The following is a 23595-nucleotide window of genomic DNA, read 5'->3' on the forward strand; positions in this document are numbered from 1 at the left end:
TTTCCGTTCATGTTGCACGGTGTTAACACGGGCGGAACTCTTGTGTAGCGCGAGCTTGGAACGATCCAATCATGAAGGGCGGACCCGCCGCCCAAGATCTTCCTGAGGGGGAGTCATGGTGGATGAGCAGAAGGTGGCAGCAGAGATGGAGCGCCGTCGCTTCCTCGCCGACCGCAACGTCGGCGACGTGGTGAGCCTGCTCCAGCGCCGGGCCGAGCTGCGCGGGGTCTATCCCGCGGCCGACCTGGTCGCCGACAACGTGGGCTGGGTCGTCTGACCCGGACCACCGACTGACTTCGCGGGCCCCGTGGGCCCCTGCCCGGCTCGACACGCTCAGCCACCTCCCGGCAGGGGCCGCGGGGCCCAGGTCGTCCCGTCGTCGTCCGAGCACCGCAGCTCGTCGGGCCGGTGCTCCCGGTCAGCCCTTCACGGCGCCGGAGCTGGTGTTCATGATCCGCTTCTGGAAGACCAGGAAGACGATCGCGACGGGGATCGTCATCACCGCGGCGGCGGCCAGCTTGAGCGGGTACTTGGTGCCCTGGCCGAGCTGGTTGGAGGCCAGGGAGGCGACGCCCTTGGTGAGGTTGGTCAGCTCGGGGTCGTTGGCCGCGACGATGAAGTGGCTCAGCTCGTTCCACGAGCCTTGGAAGGACAGGATCACGATCGTGACCAGTGCGGGCCGGGCCATCGGCAGCACGATCGACCAGAACAGCCGGAAGGTGCCGGCGCCGTCGATGCGCGCCTGCTCCTCCACCGCGACGGGGATCGACTCGAAGAAGTTCTTCATGATGAAGATCCCGGCGGCGTCGACGAGCAGCGGCACGATCAGCCCGGGGTAGGAGTTGTAGATGCCGAGCTGGTTGATCACCAGGAACTTCGGGATCAGCAGCACCACGTTGGGAACCGCCATGATGGCCACCAGGATCGCGAACATCACCGCGCGGCCACGGAAGTGGATCCGCGCGAGCGCGTAGCCGGCGAGGGAGTCGAAGAAGACCCGCCCCGCCGTGACGCACAGCGTGACGATGACCGAGTTCTTGAACCACGTCGGGAAGGCGTCGCCACCGAAGAGCTGCTCGTAGGCCGCCGTCGTGAAGGTCTGCGGCACCAGCGAGATCGGGTTGGACGCCGCCTCCGGCTCGGTCTTGAACGACGTCGCGACGTCGATCAGGAACGGGAAGATGTAGACGACGGCCAGCGCGGCCAGGACGGCGTACAGCCACAGGCTCGGGCGCCGGGCCGTCATGACTTCTCCCGCAGCGCCCAGCGCTGGAGCAGGGTGAGGACCACGATGATGGCGAAGAGGATGAAGGCGATCGCCGCGCCCTCTCCCCAGCGCTGGGAGTTGAACGAGGTCTGGAACGACAGGTAGGCCGGGGTCAGCGTGGTCTTGGCGGGTCCGCCCTGGGTGCCGGTGTAGATCTGGTCGAAGACCTGCCACGTGCCGATCAGGCCGAGGGTGAGCACCGTGAACAACGTCGGGCGGAGCATCGGCAGCGTGAGGTGCCGGAAGCGCTGCCAGGCGTTGGCGCCGTCGACCATGCCGGCCTCCGCGATCTCGTCCTCGACGTTGTTGAGGGCGGCGATGAACAGCAGCATGAAGGTGCCCGACGTGGTGAAGACGGCCAGCAGGATGAACGCCGACATCGCGAACGACGGACCGGCCAGCCACTCCCACCACGTGATGCCGAGCGCACGGTGGTCGGTCAGCGTCGCCGGGGCGTCGATCCCGGCCGCGCCGAGGGCGGTGTGGATGATCCCGCGCGCGTCGCCGAACCAGTTGGGCCCGTCGATCCCCACCCAGCCCAGCATCGCGTTGACCGCGCCGGTGCTGTTGAAGAGGAACAGCCACAGCACCGTGATGGCAACCGCGCTCGTGACCGAGGGGAAGTAGAACGCGGTGCGGAAGAAGCCGCGACCCTTCAGCGCCTTCGTGTGGACGAGGACGGCCAGGCCGAGCGCGACGACGGTCTGCAGTGGCACGACGAGGAGCACGTAGTAGACGTTGTTGCGCATCGCCGTGCCGAAGTCGCGCTGCTGGAGGCTGCCGCCGGTGAGGATGTTGGCGTAGTTGTCCGCGCCGACGAAGCCGACGTCACCGGAGAGCGGGCTGCCCACGCCCCGCCAGTCCGAGACGCTGACCCACAGCGCCATGAGGACCGGGAAGGCGAGGAACACCGCGAGGAGGATCACCGCCGGGGCGACGAACAACCATCCGTCCCGGTTCTGCCCCCGGCGGATCGAGGCGGTGGTCACTGTCCGACGACGGCCTGCATCGACTGCTGGACCGACTCGAGGATCGCCTGCGGGTCGCCGTCCTGCAGGCCCTCGAGCTGGGCGTTGAAGTCGGAGATCACGTCGGCGGCCCCCTCCTGGGCGGGCGGGTTCTGGGCGTACTCGGCACCGGCCACGAAGGGCGCGAACGCGGGGCGGGACTCCGCGTAGGACTCCGCGGCGCTCTGCACGGACGGGATCACGCCGAACGCGTCGGCGAACGTGAGCTGCTGGTCGGCGGTCGTGAGGTACTCGACCAGCGAGACCGCGTCCTCCTGGTTGCCGCTCTGGGCCGCGATGCCCCAGCAGTTGGTGAAGGCGAGCGTTCCGGGGCCGGCGGGGCCCTCGGGCAGCTCGGCCACCGTGTAGTCGACGTCGGGGTAGTCGTTCTGCATGGCGCCGGCGATCCAGTTGCCCTCGATGACCATGGCGGCCTGCTCCTTGCCGAACGCCTCGCCGCCCCAGCCCGCGCCGAGCGTGGAGGAGTAGGAGGCGACGCCGTCCTTCATCATGCCCTGCACGAAGTCGAGCGCCTCGAGGTTCTCCGGGCTGTCGACGGTGGCCTCGGTGCCGTCGTCGTTGACCATCGACCCGCCGGCCTGGGGGAAGAAGGAGCCGACGCGCTGGTACTCCGGGCCGAACGCGAGGCCGACGACCTTGCCCGAGGTGAGGGTCTTCGCGACGTCGGCGAGCTCGTCCCACGTGGTCGGCACGTCGGCGTCGGTGAGGCCCGCGTCCTTCCAGAGCCGGGTGTTGATCACCAGGCCGAGCGTGGAGAAGTCCTTCGGCGCGCAGTAGAACTGGTCGTCGACGGTGAAGGCGTCGACGAGGGTGGGGTAGAAGTCGTCGGCGTTGCCCAGCTGGTCGCCGTACGCCAGCAGGGAGCCGTTGGCGGCATAGCCGGCAAGGGCGTCGGTGGAGACGTAGAAGACGTCCGGCGGGTTGTTGGACGTGAAGCCCTGGCTCAGCTCCTGGGACAGGTCGGTCGCTGCCTGGACGGAGGCCTCGGTCCCGCTCTCCTCCGACCACGCGGCCACCGCCTCCTCGACCGCCTGGGTCTCGGCGTCGCCCGACGACCCGATGAGGATGCGGATCGCCTCGCCCCCGCCTCCACCGTCCGACGAGGAGTCGCCGGAGTCGTCGAACCCGCTCCCGCCGCCGCAGGCGGCGAGGGCGAGTGATGCGACGACGGCCACGGCGGCAGCAGGTCCGGTGCGGTGGATGTGCTTCATGGTCTCTCCTGGTTGAGCGGTGGACGGGAGTGGGACGGGAGTGCGGTGTGGGAGTGCGGTGTGGTGTGGCGGGTGGTCAGTCGGTCGGGCCGCGCAGGCTCGACCCGCGCACGACCAGCTCCGGGCGGAGCAGGGACTGGTGGGGCTCGGTCGCCCCATTGACCAGCGCCTCGACGGCGGTGACGAGGTCGTGGGCGACCTGCTCGAGCGGCTGGCGGAGGCTGGTCAGCCCCGGCGTGCTGAGGGCGGCGGCGGGGGAGTTGTCGAACCCGGTGACGGCGACGTCGGGGCCGGCCCGCAGCCCACGCTCGGCCAGCGCGCGGCACACGCCCAGGGCGAGGGTGTCGGAGGCGCAGGTGATGGCGGTCGCGGGCTCGGCGAGGTCGAGCAGCTGGTGGGCGGCGCGGCGCCCCTCCTCGAAGTCGTCGGCGACCTCGGCGTGGAGGTCGGTGTCGAGGCTGAGGTCCTTGCACGCCTCCACCCAGCCGGCGAGGCGGTCGCGGCCGGTGTCGGAGCTGCCCGGCCACCCGACGTGCGCGATCCGCCGGTGTCCCTGCGCCGCGACGTGCGAGGTGGCGACGTAGAGCCCGTGGCGGCCGTCGACGTCGGTCCAGGCGAGGTCGGTGTCGCCGTCCCACGACCGCCCGAAGGTCGCGAACGGCACGCGGAGGTCGCGCAGTGCGGCCACGCGGGCGTCGCCGGCGTGCGCGCCGGTGAGCACGAACGCGTCGACCGAGGTGGTGCCGAGCAGCTCGCGGTAGGCGGCGACCTCCTCGACCTCGTCGTCGGCCTGGCAGAGGATCAGGTGGCAGCCGTTGGCCGAGGCGGACTCGGCGAGCGCGTGCAGGAACTGGTCGAGCAGCAGTGCCGCGCGGTCGTCGCGCGAGGCCTCGACGCGGACCCCGATGAGCCGCGAGCGCTGGTTGCGCAGGGCGCGGGCCGACCGGTTCGGCAGGTAGCCGAGCTCGTCGACGGCCGCGAGGATCCGCTCGCGGGTCTGGGGCGCGACCCGCGCCGGGTTGTTGAGCGCGTTGGACACCGACTGGGCCGAGACACCCGCGTGCCGGGCGACGTCGGCGAGCGTGACGTGCCCGTGGGGGACGGGGCCGCGGGTGTGGGGTCGGTCCTCGGGCACGGCTTCCTCCTCGTCGTCTGTCTCGTCGTCCGTCGGGTCGTGGCGGTCGGTGCGGGCTTGCCAAGCAGGTGATGTTTAGCGATAAAATCTCATCTGTGACGGAGGTTACACACGACGCCGAGCCGACGACAACCCCCCTGGCGGGGCCCGCGCTCCAACCCCTGCTGCACGACCTCGCGTCGTGCGTGGCGGCTCCCGGGGTGCTGCTGACCTCGCTCGACGGGCAGCTGCGCAGCGGGGGCGTGAGCGGGTGGTACGTCGCCGACACCCGGCTGCTCGACCGCTGGGAGCTGTCGGTCGCGGGGTCCGACCTCGACGTGGTCCGGGCCGACCACCGGGGTGCCGACCGGCACTCGTTCTCCTACGTCGCGCGCTCGATCGGCGACCTGACGACCGCCGACCCGACCGTGCGCATCGATCGCCACCGACGCCTCGACGCCGACGGCCTGCACGAGGAGCTGACGATCGAGTCGGCCGGTGCCGCCCCGGTCGACGTCGAGCTCCGCATCGACCTGGGCAGCGACCTCGCGGCGATGCCGGAGATCAAGCAGGGACGGGTGGGGCCACGAGTTCGTGCCTCGTCCGTCGCCGAGGGGCTCGAGTGGGCCTCCGACGAGGGGGTCGTGCGCGTCGTGGCCGACGGCTCGGACCCCGACGTCTCCCCGGGCGACGGCCGCCTGACCTGGCGCCTGAGCGTCGGGCGGGGGAGCCCCGTCACGGTCGTGCTGAGGGCCACCACCTCGGTGGCACCGCTGTTCGGCGGCGGCCGGCCCGCCGGGTGGTCGACCGACCTCGACGCGGACGACGTACGTCTCACGCGGCTGGTGCGCCAGGGTCTCGCCGACCTCGAGGGCCTCCTGCTGCGTGACGGCGACGACCGGTTCCTGGCCGCGGGCAGCCCGTGGTTCCTCACGCTCTTCGGGCGCGACTCGCTCTGGGCGGCGCGCATGCTCGCCCCGATCGACCCGGACCTCGCGCTGTCGACCCTGCGCACCCTGGCCCGTCGTCAGGGGAGCGCCGACGACCCGGCGACCGAGGAGCAGCCCGGCAAGATCCTCCACGAGGTCCGCAAGCAGGTGCTCGACCTCGGCGGACAGCGACTGCCCCCGCTCTACTACGGCACGGTCGACGCCACGCCGCTCTTCGTCTGCACGCTCGCCGACGCCCACGCCTGGGGCGCGGACCGCGAGCAGGTCCGCGAGCTCGTGCCGGCCGCACGTCGCTGCCTCGAGTGGGTGGTGGCGCAGTCGAGCCCCTCGGGCTGGCTCACCTACATCGACCGCACGGGCGAAGGTCTGGCCAACCAGGGCTGGAAGGACAGCCACGACGGCATCCAGTTCGCCGACGGCCGGCTCGCCGAGCCGCCGATCTCGCTGAGCGAGGTGCAGGCCTACGCCTACGACGCGGGAGTCCGCGGTGGCGCGCTCCTCGCCGAGCTGGGCGAGGAGCCCGTGCCCGGCCTCGAGGAGTGGGCCGCGGACCTGCGCTCCCGCTTCGCGCGCGACTTCTGGGTCGACGACGCCGACGGCGGCCACGTCGCCGTCGCGCTCGACCGGCACGGCGTGCGCGTCGACTCGGTCGCCTCGAACCTCGGGCACCTGCTCGACACCGGGATCCTGGACCCCGACGGCGCCCGTCGCGTCGCGGGGCTGCTCGGCGACGAGCGGCTCGACTCGGGCTTCGGGCTCCGCACCCTGTCGGCGGCCTCGCCGCGGTTCTCGCGGCTCAGCTACCACGGCGGATCGGTCTGGCCGCACGACACCGCGATCGCCGTCCGCGGGCTCGCCTCCGTCGGGAGGTACGACGACGCCGCGGGGCTCGCCGCGGGGCTTGTCCGCGCCGCCGAGACCTTCGACGACCGCCTGCCCGAGCTCTACGGCGGTGACTCCGCGTCCGACGTGGACAGCCCGTCGGCGTACCCGGCCGCGTGCCGGCCGCAGGCCTGGTCGGCCGCCGGCCCGATCGCCTGCCTGGTCGCGCTGACCGGCGTCCGGCCCGACGCGCGGTCGCTCGTCCTGCGGCACCCGGCGCGGACGACGGGGCGGCTCGGCGCGTGGACGCTGCGGGGGCTACGGCTCGGCGGGCAGTCCTTCGACGTGGCCGTCGCGTCCGACGGCAGGGTGTCGGTCACCCTGCCGCCGGGGAGCACGCTGCGGGTCGAGGTGGACGACCCGGTGCCCAGTGATCAGGGCTAGAGCAGCCAGCAGTTGCTGATCTGCGGGATGCCGGCGAAGCGCGCCTCGAACCAGGGGAGTGCCTCGGCCGTCTGCGGCACGATGCCGCCGACGTGCAGCGGGGCGACGTTGGGCGAGAAGTAGATGTTGCCGCCCTTGCCGCACCACGACCTCGCCATCTGCTTGCCGACGGAGAACGGGATGACGTCGTCGAGGGTCGAGTGGGTGACGAGCACGGGGAAGGCCGGCTTGATGGTGCCGATCCGCTGCTGCTCGACGATCGACCGGAACGGCTCCTGCGCCATCAGCGCCGACATCGGCTGGCCGTCGGCGCTCAGCGTCGAGGACTTCACGAATGCGTGGTCGAGGAGGTCGAAGACGCAGTCCTGCTCGACCTGGTCGCTCGTGGCGCGGCCCCTGGCGTTGAGGTAGGGCGACAGGTCGAGGTCGTAGCTCGCCGCCAGGCCGCGCAGCGCGAAGAACGCGAACGCGGAGTAGAGGCCGCCGTCAAGGGTGCTGGCGACCTTCTGCAGGTCGGCCGGGACGGCGCCGACGACGGCGCCCCTCACCTTGAGGTCGGGGGCGTACGACGACGCCAGCTCGGCCGCGGCCGCCGCGGCACCGCCGCCCTGGGAGTAGCCCATGATGCCGACCGGGCTGTTCGTCGTGAGGCCGGTGCCGGGCAGGCGCTGGGCGGCGCGGACGACGTCGAGCGTCGCGCGGCCCTGCGAGACGCGGTCCATGTAGGTGTGGACTCCTGCGGTGCCGAGGCCCTCGTAGTCGGGCATGGCGACGGCGTACCCCCGGAGCAGGAGCCCCTCGATGCCGATGCCTTCGTACTCGATGCCCTCGGAGAACTGGCGCGACGGCGCGCAGCGGTCGGCCATGCCCTGGGTGCCGGGCGCGTAGCCGATGACGGGCCGCGAACCGACACCGATCCACGGGCTCCTCGGCACGAGCACCGTGCCGGAGACGGCGATGGCCTTCCCGGTGCGGTTGGTCGTCCGGTAGAGGACGCGGTTGGCGTCGCGGACCAGGCTGGTCGCGTCGAGCGGGTCGAGCAGGAAGCTCATCTTCTCGCTGCGGATCACCGCACCGTTGGCGGCGGGCAGCGTGGCGGGCGCCTCGTAGAACGCGGGACGGGGCGGCTCCGGCACGACGGCGCCGGCCGGACTCGTGCTCGCGGCGAGCGTGGCGAGCATGGCGGTGAGCAGGGTGACGAGTGACGTGACGGCGCGACGCACCATGGTGGGTTCCCTCCCTCGGGCCGGACCCGACCGACCGTTGGAGGGAACCTACTCGTGAGTAGCGTCACTGCGACATGTGACGTGCGTCACAGCACGGGCTCAGGCGTAAACCATCCCCATCGCCGCCCGCACCTCGTCGAGGGTCGCGTCGGCGACCTCGTTGGCACGCGCGTTGCCGCGCCGCAGCACGTCGTCGAGGTAGCCCGGATCGGCGAGCAGCTCGGCCCGCTTCTCCCGGAGCGGAGCGAGCTCGGTGTTGATCGCGTCGGTCAGGCGGCCCTTGAGCGCGCCGCCGCCGCCGTCGCCGATCTCCTCGGCCACCGCGGCCGGGTCGACGCCCTCGCAGAGGCCGATGAGGGTCAGCAGGTTGGCGACCTCGGGCCGGTTGTCGGGGTCGTAGGTGATGACCCGGTCACTGTCGGTCTTGGCGCCCTTGAGCTTCTTCGCGGTCTCGTCGGCGGTCATCCGCAGCTCGACGACGTTGCCCTTCGACTTGCTCATCTTGGTGCCGTCGGTGCCGAGGATCAGCGGCGCCTCGGACAGCAGCGCGCCGGGCTCCGGGAAGACGGGGGCGTAGCGGTCGTTGAAGCGACGCGCGACGACCCGGGTCTGCTCGAGGTGGGGGAGCTGGTCGCGGCCGACCGGCACGACGTTGGCCTTGCAGAAGAGGATGTCGGCGGCCTGGTGGACGGGGTAGGTGAGCAGCAGCCCGCCGATCGAGGTGATGCCGGCCGACTTCGCCTCGTCCTTCACGGTGGGGTTGCGCTGGAGCTCGGCGACGCTGACCAGGCTGAGGAACGGGAGCATCAGCTGGTTGAGGGCGGGCACCGAGGAGTGCGTGAAGATCGTCGCCTTCTCCGGGTCGAGCCCGGCGGCGATGTTGTCGACGAGGAGGTTGCGCACGTTGCCCGCGATGTCGCCGGCGACCTCGCGGTCGGTGATCACCTGGTAGTCCGCGATGAGCTGCCAGATCTCCGCGCCGCTGTCCTGCAGGCGGATGCGGTTGCGGATCGAGCCGAAGTAGTGGCCGATGTGCAACGCACCCGTGGGACGGTCCCCGGTCAGCATGCGCAGCGAGGCCGGGTCCTTCGCCATCTGTTCCTCGATGGCGTCGCTGCGGGCCTGGGCGGCGCGGAAGGTGTCACTCACGGCGACGATCCTTTCACGGGGTGGTCAGGTGCAGCGATCGGGTTCTGTAGGGTCGAGGTGTGCCCACCATCGGAGTAGCGATCGCGATCCCCGAGCCCTGGGCGAGCGAGCTGCAGGACTACCGGACGTCCGTCGGTGACACCACCGCGACGCAGATCCCGACGCACATCACGCTCATCCCGCCGGCCGAGGTCCCCGACTCCTCGCTGGAGGCGGTGACGACCCACCTCGCCGACGCGGCGTCGAGCGTCGAGCCGTTCGACATCCACCTGCGCGGCACCGGCACCTTCCGGCCGATCTCGCCGGTCGTCTTCGTCACCCTGGCCGAGGGCATCTCCGCGTGCGAGCTGCTCGCGGACGCCGTACGACAGGGGCCGCTCGCGGTCGACCTCGACTTCCCCTACCACCCGCACGTGACGGTGGCGCACCACCTCGACGACTCCACCCTCGACCGCGCCTTCGACGAGCTGGCGGACTTCGAGTGCCGCTTCGCCGTCGACGCGTTCAAGCTCTACGTCCACGACGCCGACGCCGGCTGGCAGCCCACCGACGAGTACGCCCTCGGCTGATGGCCTTCATCGACGGGATCAAGGCCCGTGTCGCGGACGTGCGCGAGCGCCGGCCGTTCGTCGACCACCTCGTGCGGATGGTCGAGCACTACGGCAGCGTCAACGGCAACGCCCTCGCCGCCGCGGTGACCTACTTCGCGTTCCTCTCCTTCTTCCCGATCCTGGCGCTGGCGTTCGCCGTCTTCGGCCAGATCACCAAGGTCTACGCCGACGCCCAGGACACGCTGCTCGACGCGGCGAACTCCGTGCTGCCGGGGATCATCGGTGGCGACAACGGCGTCAGCCTGGACTCCCTCCAGTCCGCCGCGCCGGGCATCTTCAGCGTCGGCATCCTGCTGACGCTCTACTCCGGCCTCGGCTGGCTGTCGGGGATGCGGCAGGCGCTGACGTCGGCCTTCGAGGAGCCGGAGCGCGAGCAGCCCAACTTCGTGATGGGCAAGCTGCGCGACATCCTCGCGCTGCTGACCCTGGGGTCGGTGCTCGTCCTCAGCGTCGCGGTCTCCGGCGTGGCGACCGCGCTCCTGTCGCCGATCCTCGACGCCCTGCGGCTCGGGCCGGTCGCGGGCGTCTTCCTCACCGTCCTCGCCATCGCGCTCGGCCTGGCGGCCAACACCCTGCTGTTCTTCGCGTTCTTCCGGCTCTTGGTCGCCCCGGATATCCCGTCCCGCTCGCTGTGGTCGGGGGCGCTGCTCGGGGCGGTCGTCTTCGAGCTGCTCAAGCAGGCCTCGACCTTCCTCCTGCGCTCGACGTCGAACTCCGAGGCGTTCCAGGCCTTCGGCATCGCCCTGATCCTGCTGGTCTGGATCAACTACTTCTCCCGCGTCGTGGTCTACTCCGCGGCCTTCGCCTACACCTCGCCCGAGGCCCGCGCCGTCGTCGAGGCCCGCCGGGTCGTCGACCAGGCGGTCGAGGGCCCCCAGATCGACCTCGCGGCGGCAGCGGCCGTCGTACCCTCCACCGCCCTCTCACCGTCGGCCTCTCCTGCCTCGCCCAAGGCCGCCTTCGCCGCCGGCGCCGCCTCGATGCTCGGGCTCGTCGCCCTCCTCCGCCGCCGACGCTGAGCCTCCTCCGCTCGCGTTTGGTGGGCGGTGAGTGAGCCACATTCCAGATGGTCTGAATGTGGCTCATGCACCCCTGCCTCGCGTGTCCTCCCTCGACGCGCTGGTGGGCGGTGAGTGAGCCACATTCCAGATGGTCGGAATGTGGCTCATGCACCCCTGCCTCGCGTGTCCTCCCTCGACGCGCTGGTGGGCGGTGAGTGAGCCACATTCCAGATGGTTGGAATGTGGCTCATGCACCCCTGCCTCGCGTGTCCTCCCTCGACGCGCTGGTGGGCGGTGAGTGAGCCACGATCTCGATGGCCGACATGTGGGTCACTCACCGCCCACAGAGCGAGCCAGCAAGTGTCCACAGGCAGGCTGCCGCCCGTCTCCTCCACAGGTACGGCGCCCAGTGAGCGCGGCACGCACCCAGGTCGTGGCGCGATACGGGCATGCGTTCTGTTCCCGAAGCCTTCAGGCACGGCCCGTTCAGCCGCCAGTCCGCGCTGGCGGCCGGAGTCACCGCACGCGTGTTCGAGGGCGTGCAGTTCAGGCGTCTCCACGAGGCGGTCTACGTCCACCGCGACCACGAGATGACGTGGGACGACCACGTCGAGGCAGCGCGGCTCGCCCTCCCGGCCTCCGCGCGTACGACGGGGGCGACCCGGCTGCGCCAGCTGGGGATCGACGTCGGCTCGCCGTTCCCGCTGCACTTCGTCGTCGAGGGCGATCTCCATCTGGTCCTCGACGGCGTCTTCCTCCACCGCACGGTGAAGATGCCGCCGTCCGATGATGTCGGAGCCTCGGTCGAAGCGGCCTTCGTCGCCTACTGCGCGGACGTCCGGCTCGTCGACGCGATCAGGGTCGGCTGCTTCCTCCTGCACCAGGAGCACCTCGACGGAGTGCTCCTCGACCAGATCCTCACGGAGGAGAGGTGGCGCCGCGGGGTGCCTGAGACGTCGTACGTCCTGCCCTTCCTCGACGACCGGCCGCGCTCGATCCCCGAGGCAGAGCTGCTGGCGTACGTCGTCTTCTCGGGCCTGGTGATCCCTGAGGTGAACGAGAAGATCGCGCTGCGCGACGGCACCGAGCTCACTCCCGACCTGCACTTCGAGGACCACGACCTCGTGGTCGAGTACGAAGGCGGGCAGCACGCTGACGACCGCGGTCAGTACCTCGCCGACATCGACCGGTTTGCCGCCTACCGCCGCGACGACAAGGCGTACGAGCAGGTGACCAGGGAACTGATGCGCTCACCGAAGGCCGTCGTCCGGCGGATCCACGGTGCCCTGCGCAGGCAGGGGTACGACGGGCCGGAGCCCGACTTCGACGGCGCGTGGCTGTTGCTGTTCAGGCGGCTCGAGGATCTGGCGCGAGAGGCTCGCGCGGCCTGACGAGCGGTGCGTGAGCCACGTTCGCGGCCCTTCGAATGTGGCTCACTCACCGCCCACGGGCGCGTTCAGTGCGGACACGCGATGAGCGGTGCGTGGCCCACATTTTGCGGGCACGGAATGTGGCTCACTCACCGCCCACGGGCGCGTTCAGTGCTGACGCGCCCGTGAGCGGTGCGTGGCCCACATTTTGCGGGCTCCGAATGTGGCTCACTCACCGCCCCCGCGCGAGACAGGCCGAGGCTGAAATGCCGCGAGGGCCCGGGGAGTCCCCGGGCCCTCGTCAGGCTGGCGCGGACCTCAGTGCCCGTGGCGGATGGCGGTGCGGAGGTCCTTGTTGAGCTGGGAGATCACGTCGAGCGGGATCTCCTTGGGGCAGGCGGCGGCGCACTCGCCGATGTTGGTGCAGCCACCGAAGCCCTCGTGGTCGTGCTGGGCGACCATGTTGACCACGCGGCTGTCGCGCTCGGGCTGGCCCTGGGGGAGCTCGCCGAGGTGGGTGATCTTGGCACCCATGAAGAGCGAGGCCGAGCCGTTGGGGCAGGCTGCCACGCAGGCGCCGCAGCCGATGCAGGTGGCGACGTTGAAGGCGCGCATCGCGTCGTCACGCGGGACGGGGACCGAGTGGGCCTCGGGCGCCGAGCCGGTGTTGACGGAGATGAAGCCGCCCTGCTGGATGATGCGGTCGAAGGCGCTGCGGTCGACCACGAGGTCCTTGATGACCGGAAAGGCGTCGGAGCGCCAGGGCTCGATCGTGATGGTCTCGCCGTCGCTGAACGAGCGCATGTGGAGCTGGCAGGTCGTGGTGACCTCCGGCCCGTGCGCCTCGCCGTTGATCATCAGGCCGCACATGCCGCAGATGCCCTCGCGACAGTCGGAGTCGAACGCGATCGGCTCCTCGCCCTTCTCGTTGAGCTGCTCGTTGAGCACGTCGAGCATCTCCAGGAAGGACATGTCGGGGGACACGTCGGCGAGCTGGTAGGTGTGCATCGCCCCGGCGGAGGCGGCGTCCGGCTGGCGCCAGATCTTGAGGGTCAGGTTCATGCTCACTTGTAGCTCCGCTGCTTCATCTCGATGGCCGTGTACTCCAGCTCTTCCTTGTGCAGGACGGGCGCGTTCATCTGGTTGGACTCGTCGTCGCCGGCCCACTCCCACGCCGCGACGTACGCGAACTCGTCGTCGTGGCGCAGCGCCTCGCCGTCCTCGGTCTGCGACTCGCCACGGAAGTGGCCGCCGCACGACTCGCGCCGGTTGAGCGCGTCGATGCACATGAGCTCGCCGAGCTCGAAGAAGTCGGCCACGCGGCCGGCCTTCTCGAGCGACTGGTTGAGCGTCTCGGCGCTGCCGAGCACCTTCACGTTGCGGTAGAAGTCGTCCTTCAGGGTGCGGATCAGGTCGATCGCCTTCTTCAGGCCGTCCTCGGTCCGCTCCATGCCGCAGTACTCCCACATGATGTTGCCGAGCTCGCGGTGGTACGAGTCGACGCTGCGGGTGCCGTTGACGGACAGGAAGTGGTCGATGCGGCCCTTGACCGACTCGCGCGCCTCGACGACGGCCGGGTGGTCGTCGGCGATGGGCTCGAACGGGCCGTCCGCGAGGTAGTCGCGGATGGTGTGGGGGAGGACGAAGTAGCCGTCGGCCAGGCCCTGCATCAGCGCCGAGGCGCCGAGGCGGTTGGCGCCGTGGTCGGAGAAGTTGGCCTCACCGGTCACGAACAGGCCCGGGATCGTCGACTGGAGGTCGTAGTCGACCCACAGGCCGCCCATGACGTAGTGGACGGCGGGGTAGATGCGCATCGGCACCTCGTAGGGGTTCTCGCCCGTGATGCGCTCGTACATGTCGAGGAGGTTGTCGTACTTCTCCTCCACACCGTCGCGGCCGAGGCGCTCGATGGCGGCGGCGAAGTCGAGGTAGACCCCGCGACGTACGCCGTCGACCTTGGGCCCGACACCGCGGCCCTCGTCGCACATGTACTTCGCCGCACGCGAGGCGATGTCGCGCGGGACCAGGTTGCCGAAGGAGGGGTAGATCCGCTCCAGGAAGTAGTCGCGGTCCTCCTCCGGGATGTCGCGGGGGTCCTTCTCGCAGTCGGCCTGGTTCTTCGGGACCCAGATCCGGCCGTCGTTGCGCAGCGACTCCGACATCAGGGTCAGCTTCGACTGGTGCTCGCCGGAGACCGGGATGCACGTGGGGTGGATCTGCGTGAAGCAGGGGTTGGCCATGTAGGCGCCCTTGCGGTGCGCGCGCCACGCGGCGGTGACGTTGCAGCCCATCGCGTTGGTCGAGAGGTAGAACACGTTGCCGTAGCCGCCGGAGGCGAGCACGACGACGTCGGCGAGGTGGGTCTGGATCTCACCGGTGACCATGTCGCGGGCGATGATGCCGCGCGCCTTGCCCTCGATCGTGATGAGCTCGAGCATCTCGTGGCGGGCGTACATCGACACCGTGCCCGCGGCGACCTGGCGCTCGAGGGCCTGGTACGCGCCGATCAGCAGCTGCTGGCCCGTCTGGCCGCGCGCGTAGAAGGTGCGCGAGACCTGCACGCCACCGAACGAGCGGTTGTCGAGCAGGCCGCCGTACTCACGGGCGAACGGGACGCCCTGGGCGACGCACTGGTCGATGATGTTCGTGCTGACCTCGGCCAGGCGGTAGACGTTGGACTCGCGCGAGCGGTAGTCGCCGCCCTTGACCGTGTCGTAGAAGAGGCGGTGGACCGAGTCACCGTCCTCCTTGTAGTTCTTCGCCGCGTTGATGCCGCCCTGGGCCGCGATCGAGTGGGCGCGGCGCGGGGAGTCCTGGTAGCAGAAGGACTTCACGTTGTAGCCGGCCTCGCCGAGGGTGGCGGCCGCGGAGGCGCCGGCCAGGCCGGTGCCGACGATGATGATGTCGAGCTTGCGGCGGTTGGCCGGGTTGACCAGCCGCGCCTCGAACTTGCGGGTCTGCCAGCGGTCGGCGACCGGGCCGGCGGGCGACTTGGTGTCGACGAGCGGGGTGCCGGGCGTGTAGTAGCCCGCCGCGTCGTCGTAGTCACCGTCGAGCATCCCGCTGGGGGAGGCGTCCGTCGCGGTGACGGTGTCGGGCATGTCCATGTCGTGGCTCACGAGAGGTGACCCCTTACTTGGTGATGATGCCGGCGAGGACACCGAGCGGGACGAGGGAGAAGCCGACCGAGACGATCAGCGCGACGACGAAGCCGAAGACCTTGGCGCGCTGGCGCTTGGCCGCGGTGCCCGTCCAGCCCAGCGTCTGGGCGGCGCTCCAGATGCCGTGGTGCAGGTGGGCGCCGAGCGCGAGCATGGCAACGATGTAGATGAGCGTCAGCCACCACACGTCGAAGGTGTCGACCAGCAGGTTGTAGGGGTCGTTGGTCGCCCCGCCCTGCACGTTGACCTTGCCGATCGTGAAGTTGAGCAGGTGCCAGACGAGGAAGAGGAAGATCGTCAACCCGCCCCAGCGCATCAGCAGGCTGGCGCGGGTCGCGCCGGTCTCCTTCTTCATCACGTACTTCGTCGTGCGTGCGTGGGCGGCCCGCCGCCACAGCGCGACGGCGGCGTAGACGTGCACGACCAGCGAGAGGATCAGCCCGACGCGCAGGATCCACAGCAGGCCCGAGTGCGGGAGCATCGGCTCACCGATCTCGCGGAGGTGCTCGGCGTACTCGTTGAAGGCGTCGTGGCCGCCGAACGCCTTGAGGTTGCCGTACATGTGCGCGAGCACGAAGCCGAGGAAGATGAACCCGCTGACGGCCATGGCCATCTTCAGGGCGATGGTGGTGCGCGAGGCCCTCGCGCCCTTCACCAGGGTCGGGGGATTGGTTTGGGTTGCCACAAAGGGCACGGTATCGCGACACCTCGTCGCGCGACTCGCCGAGGCGGTGTGACGTATCCCCCTTCCACTCCCGTGTGATGCGCGTCATAGTCGAGGCGTCGACCGGAACCCAGACCGGCCCACGGAGGAAGCATGGCTTCGACCGACCACGGCGTGACCAGTCCGACCCGCGCGCACATCGACGCGCGGACGTTGCGCCAGGACCGGTGGTGGCTGCAACCGCTCACGACCTTCGTCGTCTTCTCGTCGTTCGTGGTCTACGCGACGGTGCGCGCCTTCATGGGTCGCGACTACTACGCCTCGCCCTACCTCTCGCCGTTCTACTCGCCCTGCCTCGGCGACTGCGTCGAGGGTGCGTCGGACTTCGGCCAGCCCTTCGGGTGGTGGCCGCTGTCGGCGGCGCTGATCATCCTGGTCTTCCCACTGGGCTTCCGGATGACCTGCTACTACTACCGCAAGTCCTACTACCGGGCCTTCTGGCTGAGCCCTCCCGCGTGCGGCGTCGCCGAGCCCCACCAGGCGTACTCCGGCGAGACCCGCTTCCCGCTGGTCCTGCAGAACGTGCACCGCTGGTTCTGGTACGCCGCCGTGGTCGTCGGCCTGGTGCTCACCTACGACGTGCTCCTCGCGTTCCGCCCGATGCCGGGGCAGTACGCCGTCGGCGACGGCGAGACCAGCGGCGTCCACATGGGCCTGGGCACGCTGCTGATGATTGCCAACGTCGTCCTCATCTGGCTCTACACGCTCTCGTGCCACTCGTGCCGCCACATCGTCGGCGGGCGGCTGCGCCACTTCAGCAAGCACCCGGTGCGCTACAGGCTGTGGACGTGGGTCTCGCGGCTCAACGAGAGCCACGGGAGGTGGGCCTGGTACTCCCTGTTCTCGGTCGCCCTCGTCGACCTCTACGTCTTCCTGCTCGCCACCGGCACGATCCAGGACGTGAGGTTCTTCTGATGAGCGACCGGCATCCGATGACCGGCAACCAGATGTCGCCCGACGCGCAGGCCGGCATGGAGCGGCACGCGTACGACGTCGTGGTGATCGGCGCCGGGGGAGCGGGCCTGCGCGCGGCCATCGCCGCGCACGACGCGGGCGCCCGGGTCGCGGTGGTCTGCAAGTCGCTGCTCGGCAAGGCGCACACGGTCATGGCCGAGGGCGGCATCGCGGCGGCGATGGGCAACCGGTGGCCCGAGGACAACTGGGAGGTCCACTTCCGCGACACGATGCGCGGCGGGAAGATGCTCAACCACTGGCGGATGGCGCAGCTGCACGCGCAGCAGGCGCCCGAGCGGGTGATGGAGCTCGAGGACTGGGGCGCCCTCTTCGACCGCACCGACGACGGGCTGATCTCCCAGCGCGACTTCGGCGGCCACAAGTACGCCCGGCTCGCGCACGTCGGCGACCGCACCGGCCTCGAGATGATCCGCACGCTCCAGCAGCGCACCGTGCAGCTCGGCATCGACGTCTTCATGGAGCTGACGATCACCGACCTCTTCAAGCACGACGGCGCGATCTCCGGAGCCTTCGGCTACTGGCGCGAGACCGGCCGCTTCGTGCTCTTCGAGGCGCCGGCGGTGATCCTCGCGACCGGCGGCATCGGCAAGTCGTTCAAGGTCACCTCGAACTCGTGGGAGTACACCGGCGACGGCCACGCGCTCGCCCTGCGCGCCGGCGCCAGCCTGATCAACATGGAGTTCGTGCAGTTCCACCCGACCGGGATGGTCTGGCCGCCGTCGGTGAAGGGGCTCCTCGTCACCGAGTCGGTGCGTGGCGACGGCGGCGTCCTGAAGAACTCCGAGGGCACGCGCTTCATGTTCGACTACATCCCCGAGTTCTTCCGGGCCGAGACCGCGGACACGGTCGAGGAGGCGGACGCCTGGTACGACGACAAGAAGAACAACCGGCGCCCGCCGGAGCTGCTGCCGCGCGACGAGGTCGCCCGCGCGATCAACTCCGAGATCAAGGCCGGCCGGGGCACCCCGCACGGCGGCATCTACCTCGACATCGCCTCGCGGCGCAGCCCGGAGTTCATCCGCAAGCGGCTCCCGTCGATGTACCACCAGTTCAAGGAGCTCGCCGACGTCGACATCACCGCCGAGCCGATGGAGATCGGCCCGACCTGCCACTACGTCATGGGCGGCGTCGAGGTCGACCCCGACACCCAGGAGAGCGCCGTGGCCGGGCTCTACGCCGTCGGCGAGTGCTCCGGCGGGATGCACGGCTCGAACCGGCTCGGCGGCAACTCGCTCGGTGACCTGCTGGTCTTCGGCAAGCTGGCCGGCGAGGCCGCGACGTCGTACGCCACCGGGCTGGGCGGCACCCGCCCGACGGTCGCCGACGCCGACGTGAAGGCCGCCTCGACGAGCGCGGTCGCACCCTTCGAGATCGAGGGTGGGGAGAACCCGTACTCGATCCAGGCCGACCTCCAGCAGTCGATGAACGACCTCGTCGGCATCATCCGGACGGCCAGCGAGCTCGAGCAGTCGCTCACCGAGATCGAGGCCCTCAAGGAGCGGGCGAAGGCGATGACCGTCGAGGGGCACCGGCAGTACAACCCCGGCTGGCACCTCGCGATCGACCTGCGCAACATGCTGGTCGTCTCGGAGTCGATTGCGAAGGCGGCGCTGGCCCGCGAGGAGTCGCGCGGCGGCCACACCCGCGACGACTTCCCGGCGACCGACCACGAGGTCTGGGGCCACAAGAACCTCGTGGTCAGCCTCGACGAGGCCGGCACCGGCGTCGTGCTCGCCGAGAAACCCCTGCCCGAGATGCCCGACGAGCTCAAGAAGTACTTCGACGAGCCCAAGAAGGAGTCCTGATGGCCTACGACCTCAAGCTGCGCGTCTGGCGCGGGGACACCGACGGCGGCGAGCTGACGGACTACACCGTCGAGGTGTCCGACGGCGAGGTGGTGCTCGACGCGCTGCACCGGCTCCAGGCCACGCAGACCGGCGACCTCGCGATCCGCTGGAACTGCAAGGCCGGCAAGTGCGGCTCGTGCAGCGCGGAGATCAACGGCCGGCCGCGGCTGATGTGCATGACGCGGCTCTCCGACTTCGACCAGGCCGAGACCATCACGGTCACCCCGATGCGCACCTTCCCGGTGATCCGCGACCTCGTCACCGACGTGTCCTTCAACTACGAGAAGGCCAAGGAGCTGCCCTACGCCGAGCTGGGGCCGCGTGACGCCGACGGCAAGCGCCGGATGATGCAGGTCGACGTCGAGCGCGGCCAGGAGTTCCGCAAGTGCATCGAGTGCTTCCTCTGCCAGGACGTGTGCCACGTGGTGCGCGACCACGAGGACAACAAGCAGCACTTCGCCGGCCCGCGCTTCTTCATCCGCTACGCCGAGCTCGACATGCACCCGCTCGACACCCACGACCGCCGCCAGCTCGCCCAGGGGGCAGCGGGCCTGGGGATGTGCAACATCACCAAGTGCTGCACGGAGGTGTGCCCCGAGGGGATCCACATCACCGACAACGCGATCATCCCGATGAAGGAGCGCGTGGTGGACCGGAAGTACGACCCGCTGGTGTGGCTCGGCAACAAGATCGGCCTCCGCAACAAGGACAACGACGGCCGCACCGAGGTCTGAGTGCCCTAGCTGGTCGGCTTCCGGCGCGCGCGGGTCTTGCGGCCCCGGTGGGCGACCTCGATGCGGCTGCTCTCGCTCTCGGCGGCCGCCCCGGTCACGGTGACGGTGACCAGGCCGTCCTCGAAGGCGGCCTCGATGTCGTCCGACGTGGTGTTCTCCGGGAGCGTGATCGCGCGGCGGAACTCGCCGTAGTAGCGCTCGCGGACGAGGAACGTCGCGCCGTCCTCGCCGTCGTCCTCGGCGTGGCGCGCACCCGACACGGTGAGCACGCCGTGGCTGAACCTGAGGTCGACGTCCTCGGGGTCGACGCCGGCCAGCTCGATGCGGATGAGCAGGTCGTCACCGCGGGCGAGGATGTCGGTGCTCGGCACCCAGGCCGAGGCGTGGGTGCGCTCGGCGGCCTCGGCGGTCTCCAGCGAGCCGTGCACGCCGAGCGTGCGCAGGCGGGACAGCTCGCTGACGAAGTCGGTCACGCCCTCGAACGGGTTGCGGCGGTCGGGCATCGGTCTCTCCTGCTCTCGGACGACTGGCGGGGTCTGCTGGTGGGGCGTCAGCTGCGCAGCGGGGTCATCAGGCCGACCCGCCGAAGGAACGAGCGGGCCACGTCGACCTCGCTCCGGCCGTCGGTGACCTCGGCGTTCATCTCCACCATCGCGTCCTCGCTGAGCTCGGAGTTCACGGTGTCGATGACGTTCATGAACGCCTCGGAGTCGATCGAGTCGAGCTTGCCCTGGTCGACGACCATCACGACGTTCTGCGAGCCGAAGAGCAGCTCGGGGTCGTCGAGCAGGGTGTAGCGGCCACCGCTGAGCTGCGGATCGGTGGTGAAGGCGTCGACCGCGTCGGCGTCGCCGTCGTCGAGCATGGCGTACTGGTCGCCGAGCTGGGCCGGCACGAACTGGGCGTTGTCGAGGCCGTAGACCTCCTGGAGACCGGCCAGGCCGAGCTGGAGGTCCTCGAACTCGGGACGGGCACCGAGGACGAAGGAGTCGAGGTCCGCGAGGTCGGCGATCGAGGTGAGGCGGTTCTCCTCGGCGAACGCGTCGGCGACCGCGATGGCGTCCTTGTTCTCGAAGGGCGTCTGCTCGCTGACGACCATGTCCTGGCCCTCGTAGTAGTCGCGCACCGCGTCGTAGGTCTGCTCGGGGTCGAGCCCGGAGACCTCCTCGCCGGCGACGATCGACAAGACGGTGCCGGTGTAGGCGACGTAGCCGTCGACCTCGCCGTCGCGCAGCGCCTGGTCGAGGTCCTCGGCGGGGCCGACCGCCTTGCGGAGGTTCACGGTGTAGCCGTTGACCGCGAGCGCCTGGCGCCAGAGCTCGCCGAGCACGAGGGCCTCGGGGAACTCCTGGGTGCCGATGGTGACCCGCAGCCGCGCACCCTGCGGCTGCTGCGAGGCGTCGCGCTCGGAGTTCTCCCCGCACGCCGTGAGCAGCGCGGCGCCGAGGGCGACGACCGCGACGAGGGCCCGGGCCCTCACGAGGCGCCTCCCGCGCGCGTCTTCTCCTGCGCCTTCCCCTGGTGGCGTACGCCGTCCTCCGGCCCGCCGTCGTCGGGTGCCGCGCGGGTCTCCTCCCGCAGCGCCTTGACCCAGCACCAGGCCACGCCGACGAGGACGAAGGTGAACGGCACCGACCCGAGGACCGCTGCCTGTTGGAGGGCGGTGAGGCCGCCGACCAGCAGCATCGCGCAGGCGATGCCGCCCATCAGCAGGCCGAGCACGATCGTGACGAACTTCGACGGCGTGATCGATCCGCGCGAGGCCATGGTGGCCATCACGACCGACGCGGCGTCGGCTCCGCTGATGAAGAACAGTGCGATCAGCACGATGCAGAGGCCGGCGCTGATGGCGGGGATCGGGAGCACGTCGAGTGCGGTGAAGAGCGAGAGCTCGGGCGTGGCCAGCGAGCCGACGATGTCGGCCTTGCCGCTGCGCTGGAGCTCGATGCCCGTGCCGCCGACGATGGCGAACCAGAGGAAGCCGAAGCCGGTGGGCGCGGCGACCACGCCGATGATGAACTCGCGGATCGTGCGACCGCGCGAGATGCGGGCGACGAACATGCCGACGAAGGGCGCCCACGAGACCCACCAGGCCCAGTAGAAGAGCGTCCAGCCGGCCATCCACTGCTCGTCGCCGACGCCGGTCTGGAGCGACATCGGCAGCACCTGGATGACGTAGTTGCCGATCGACTCGATGCCCTGCGAGATCACCAGCACCGTCGAGCCGCCGACGACCAGGAAGAAGAGGAAGAGGCCGATCGTGGCGAACGAGCCGAGGTTGGCCAGGAAGTTGATGCCCTTCTCGACACCCGACGTGGCGGAGATGACGAAGAGCAGCGTCACCACCACGATGATCGCGACCGCGACGGCGTTGGACTTCGGCACGTCCAGCAGGTAGTTGAGCCCGCTGTTGAGCTGGAGCCCGTTGAGCCCCAGGGCAGTGGCGGTGCCGAAGAGCGTGGCGACGATCGCCAGGGCGTCGATCAGGCGGCCGATGGGCCGGTTGTTGGCGTCGGGACCGAGGACCGGGGTGAAGGTCGAGCTCACCAGGATCGGCAGCCCCTTGCGGAAGCTGAAGTAGGCCATCGCGCCGCCCATGACGGCGTACATCGCCCAGCCGTTGAAGCCCCAGTGGAAGTAGGTGTAGCGCAGGGCCACCAGCGCCGCGGCCTCCGACTCGGGGTCGGCCAGGCCGTGGGGCGGCGACGTCCAGTGCGAGACGGGCTCGGTGATGCCGTAGAAGAGGAGGCCGGCGCCGAGACCGGCGGCGAACATCATCGAGATCCACGAGAACGTGCCGAACTCCGGGCGCGAGTCGTCGGGTCCGAGCCGCAGCCGGCCCCACGGGTGGAGCGCGAGGAAGATGCAGAGCACGAGGACGGCGAAGGCGATCAGCACGAACACCCAGCCGAAGTTGCCGATCACCCAGCCGAGCGCGCTCGTCATGACGCTGCCGAGGCTGGTCGGGGCGAAGAGGCCCCAGGCGACGAAGACGCCGATCAGCAAGGCCGAGCCCCAGAACACGATGGGGTCGACGTCCTTCAGGATGCGCTTCACGAGATCTCCTGCCCAGGACACGGGCGAGGGCTCACCCGGAGGATTCGAGCAACCCTGTCGGGGCCGGGGTCAGCCTGTCAATGACGTTGTCGTGTTCGTGGACTGGGATTGTCCGGTTTGACCGGTCATGACGAGCCGGGTGACGTTGCGCACGACGACGACGGCGAGCAAGCCGGCCGCGATCGTGACCACCGACTGCCACTGGTGCCACTGCGCGACGTCGACCGCGACCTGGGAGAAGCCGAGGAGCGGCGGCGCCTCGGTGGAGGTGTCCGCGCGCAGGCCGGCCCGGAGGCTGGCCCTCGTCTGCCCGGCCCAGCTCAGGACGTACTGCCCCGCGAAGAGGCCCCACCACCATCCCTGGCTGAACGGGATGCCCGGGCGGGGGTCGCCGGTGGCGCCCCGGCGGACGTCGGTGACCATCTGGAACGGCCGCCAGAAGTTCAGCACCGGCACGAACCAGCCGCCCACCGCCCAGCCGGAGGCGTGCCGCACGACCGAGCGGTCCATGCGGTTGCTGCGATGGGCGGTGTAGAGCCAGCTGATGACGAGGACGCCGGTCACCAGCATCCATGCGCTGACGACGAAGGTCGACGTGAGCAGCGCGTCGATGCGCTCGCCGTCGGCCACGGTCAGGGTGTCCGGACGAAGCCGCAGCTCCTCGTCGAAGGCCAGCACCTGCCGATCGACCCAGAGGCCGTAGGCGCACAGGAGCACCATGACGGCGAGGGCGAGCTGGGTGAGGACCGACAGCAGCCCCCAGCGACGCGGCAGGTCGGGGTGCTGCGCCGCGGTGGCCGGCGGGAGCGGGTGGAGGTGCTCGGTCCAGCTCGATCCGTCCCACCAGCGCAGCCAACGGCCGTCCTGCGGATCGGCGTACCAACCCGCTCCCTGAGTCGACATG

General features: G+C 70.2%; 21 protein-coding genes. 8 read left to right on the top strand and 13 right to left on the bottom strand.

What is annotated here, in order from left to right; all coding sequences use genetic code 11:
* Nucleotides 1–115 precede the first annotated feature (115 nt).
* Complete coding sequence (locus BLV76_RS22565; protein WP_165355025.1) at nucleotides 116–277, top strand: hypothetical protein; 162 nt, start codon at nucleotides 116–118, stop codon at nucleotides 275–277.
* Nucleotides 278–418: 141 nt separating this feature from the next.
* On the opposite strand, the gene BLV76_RS12470 is transcribed toward BLV76_RS22565, so the two are convergent.
* The 4 genes from BLV76_RS12470 to BLV76_RS12485 all read right to left on the bottom strand — a co-directional run bounded on the left by BLV76_RS12470 (nucleotide 419) and on the right by BLV76_RS12485 (nucleotide 4641).
* Nucleotides 419–1246 (bottom strand): carbohydrate ABC transporter permease, encoded by an 828-nt coding sequence (locus tag BLV76_RS12470; protein WP_090969424.1) that lies wholly within the window; start codon nucleotides 1244–1246, stop codon nucleotides 419–421.
* On the bottom strand, nucleotides 1243–2256 hold the full coding sequence (locus BLV76_RS12475; protein ID WP_217630328.1) for a carbohydrate ABC transporter permease: 1014 nt from the start codon (nucleotides 2254–2256) through the stop codon (nucleotides 1243–1245). The genes BLV76_RS12470 and BLV76_RS12475 overlap by 4 nt, the downstream gene beginning before the upstream one ends.
* On the bottom strand, nucleotides 2253–3506 hold the full coding sequence (locus BLV76_RS12480; RefSeq protein WP_090969425.1) for an extracellular solute-binding protein: 1254 nt from the start codon (nucleotides 3504–3506) through the stop codon (nucleotides 2253–2255). The genes BLV76_RS12475 and BLV76_RS12480 overlap by 4 nt, the downstream gene beginning before the upstream one ends.
* A gap of 76 nt (nucleotides 3507–3582) precedes the next feature.
* Complete coding sequence (locus BLV76_RS12485; protein ID WP_090969426.1) at nucleotides 3583–4641, bottom strand: LacI family DNA-binding transcriptional regulator; 1059 nt, start codon at nucleotides 4639–4641, stop codon at nucleotides 3583–3585.
* Between the two features lie 95 nt (nucleotides 4642–4736).
* Between BLV76_RS12485 and BLV76_RS12490 the strand changes: the two genes are divergently transcribed.
* Nucleotides 4737–6836: a glycogen debranching N-terminal domain-containing protein gene (locus BLV76_RS12490; RefSeq protein WP_175539658.1), complete on the top strand. Its 2100-nt coding sequence runs from the start codon at nucleotides 4737–4739 to the stop codon at nucleotides 6834–6836.
* Here BLV76_RS12490 and BLV76_RS12495 read toward each other — a convergent pair.
* Nucleotides 6833–8062 (bottom strand): lipase family protein, encoded by a 1230-nt coding sequence (locus BLV76_RS12495; protein ID WP_090969428.1) that lies wholly within the window; start codon nucleotides 8060–8062, stop codon nucleotides 6833–6835. The two genes, BLV76_RS12490 and BLV76_RS12495, sit on opposite strands and share 4 nt — an antisense overlap.
* A 99-nt stretch (nucleotides 8063–8161) precedes the next feature.
* On the bottom strand, nucleotides 8162–9211 hold the full coding sequence (gene trpS, locus BLV76_RS12500; protein ID WP_245734652.1) for a tryptophan--tRNA ligase: 1050 nt from the start codon (nucleotides 9209–9211) through the stop codon (nucleotides 8162–8164).
* Between the two features lie 59 nt (nucleotides 9212–9270).
* Here trpS and BLV76_RS12505 point away from each other — a divergent pair, with 59 nt between their 5' ends.
* The 3 genes from BLV76_RS12505 to BLV76_RS12515 all read left to right on the top strand — a co-directional run bounded on the left by BLV76_RS12505 (nucleotide 9271) and on the right by BLV76_RS12515 (nucleotide 12214).
* Nucleotides 9271–9780, top strand: coding sequence for a 2'-5' RNA ligase family protein (locus BLV76_RS12505; protein ID WP_090969429.1), 510 nt, complete (start codon nucleotides 9271–9273; stop codon nucleotides 9778–9780).
* Nucleotides 9780–10841 (top strand): YihY/virulence factor BrkB family protein, encoded by a 1062-nt coding sequence (locus BLV76_RS12510; RefSeq protein ID WP_090969430.1) that lies wholly within the window; start codon nucleotides 9780–9782, stop codon nucleotides 10839–10841. Before BLV76_RS12505 ends, BLV76_RS12510 begins: the two co-directional genes overlap by 1 nt.
* A 431-nt stretch (nucleotides 10842–11272) precedes the next feature.
* Nucleotides 11273–12214, top strand: coding sequence for a hypothetical protein (locus BLV76_RS12515; protein ID WP_139306565.1), 942 nt, complete (start codon nucleotides 11273–11275; stop codon nucleotides 12212–12214).
* A 297-nt stretch (nucleotides 12215–12511) separates the two neighbouring features.
* On the opposite strand, the gene BLV76_RS12520 is transcribed toward BLV76_RS12515, so the two are convergent.
* The 3 genes from BLV76_RS12520 to BLV76_RS12530 are packed head-to-tail and all read right to left on the bottom strand — an operon-like array spanning nucleotide 12512 to nucleotide 16039.
* The gene (locus tag BLV76_RS12520) at nucleotides 12512–13255 is read right to left on the bottom strand and encodes a succinate dehydrogenase/fumarate reductase iron-sulfur subunit (RefSeq protein WP_090969432.1); all 744 of its coding nucleotides are present in this window, start codon (nucleotides 13253–13255) and stop codon (nucleotides 12512–12514) included.
* Between the two features lie 2 nt (nucleotides 13256–13257).
* Complete coding sequence (locus tag BLV76_RS12525; RefSeq protein ID WP_090972651.1) at nucleotides 13258–15294, bottom strand: fumarate reductase/succinate dehydrogenase flavoprotein subunit; 2037 nt, start codon at nucleotides 15292–15294, stop codon at nucleotides 13258–13260.
* 31 nt (nucleotides 15295–15325) lie between these two features.
* Nucleotides 15326–16039 carry a succinate dehydrogenase cytochrome b subunit gene (locus tag BLV76_RS12530; protein WP_245734653.1) on the bottom strand — a complete coding sequence of 238 codons (714 nt, stop codon included), beginning with the start codon at nucleotides 16037–16039 and terminating at the stop codon, nucleotides 15326–15328.
* Nucleotides 16040–16171: 132 nt separating this feature from the next.
* On the opposite strand from BLV76_RS12530, the gene BLV76_RS12535 reads away from it, so the two are divergent.
* Genes BLV76_RS12535 through BLV76_RS12545 form a run of 3 tightly spaced genes read left to right on the top strand, consistent with a single transcriptional unit; the run spans nucleotide 16172 to nucleotide 19634 of the window.
* The gene (locus tag BLV76_RS12535) at nucleotides 16172–16993 is read left to right on the top strand and encodes a hypothetical protein (protein WP_090969433.1); all 822 of its coding nucleotides are present in this window, start codon (nucleotides 16172–16174) and stop codon (nucleotides 16991–16993) included.
* Nucleotides 16993–18858, top strand: coding sequence for a fumarate reductase/succinate dehydrogenase flavoprotein subunit (locus tag BLV76_RS12540; protein WP_175539659.1), 1866 nt, complete (start codon nucleotides 16993–16995; stop codon nucleotides 18856–18858). Before BLV76_RS12535 ends, BLV76_RS12540 begins: the two co-directional genes overlap by 1 nt.
* Nucleotides 18858–19634: a succinate dehydrogenase/fumarate reductase iron-sulfur subunit gene (locus BLV76_RS12545; protein ID WP_175539660.1), complete on the top strand. Its 777-nt coding sequence runs from the start codon at nucleotides 18858–18860 to the stop codon at nucleotides 19632–19634. The genes BLV76_RS12540 and BLV76_RS12545 overlap by 1 nt, the downstream gene beginning before the upstream one ends.
* A 5-nt stretch (nucleotides 19635–19639) precedes the next feature.
* On the opposite strand, the gene BLV76_RS12550 is transcribed toward BLV76_RS12545, so the two are convergent.
* The 4 genes from BLV76_RS12550 to BLV76_RS22845 all read right to left on the bottom strand — a co-directional run bounded on the left by BLV76_RS12550 (nucleotide 19640) and on the right by BLV76_RS22845 (nucleotide 23594).
* A complete protein-coding gene (locus BLV76_RS12550) occupies nucleotides 19640–20137 on the bottom strand; it encodes an Hsp20/alpha crystallin family protein (protein ID WP_090969435.1) in 498 nt (165 codons plus the stop codon).
* 47 nt (nucleotides 20138–20184) lie between these two features.
* Nucleotides 20185–21114 carry an ABC transporter substrate-binding protein gene (locus tag BLV76_RS22570; protein WP_175539661.1) on the bottom strand — a complete coding sequence of 310 codons (930 nt, stop codon included), beginning with the start codon at nucleotides 21112–21114 and terminating at the stop codon, nucleotides 20185–20187.
* Nucleotides 21111–22691 carry a BCCT family transporter gene (locus tag BLV76_RS12560; protein WP_175539662.1) on the bottom strand — a complete coding sequence of 527 codons (1581 nt, stop codon included), beginning with the start codon at nucleotides 22689–22691 and terminating at the stop codon, nucleotides 21111–21113. Before BLV76_RS12560 ends, BLV76_RS22570 begins: the two co-directional genes overlap by 4 nt.
* Nucleotides 22692–22760: 69 nt before the next feature.
* On the bottom strand, nucleotides 22761–23594 hold the full coding sequence (locus tag BLV76_RS22845) for a DUF4328 domain-containing protein (protein WP_217630481.1): 834 nt from the start codon (nucleotides 23592–23594) through the stop codon (nucleotides 22761–22763).
* Nucleotide 23595 lies beyond the last annotated feature (1 nt).

The organism is Nocardioides exalbidus, from assembly GCF_900105585.1.
GTDB classification, from domain to species: domain Bacteria; phylum Actinomycetota; class Actinomycetes; order Propionibacteriales; family Nocardioidaceae; genus Nocardioides; species Nocardioides exalbidus.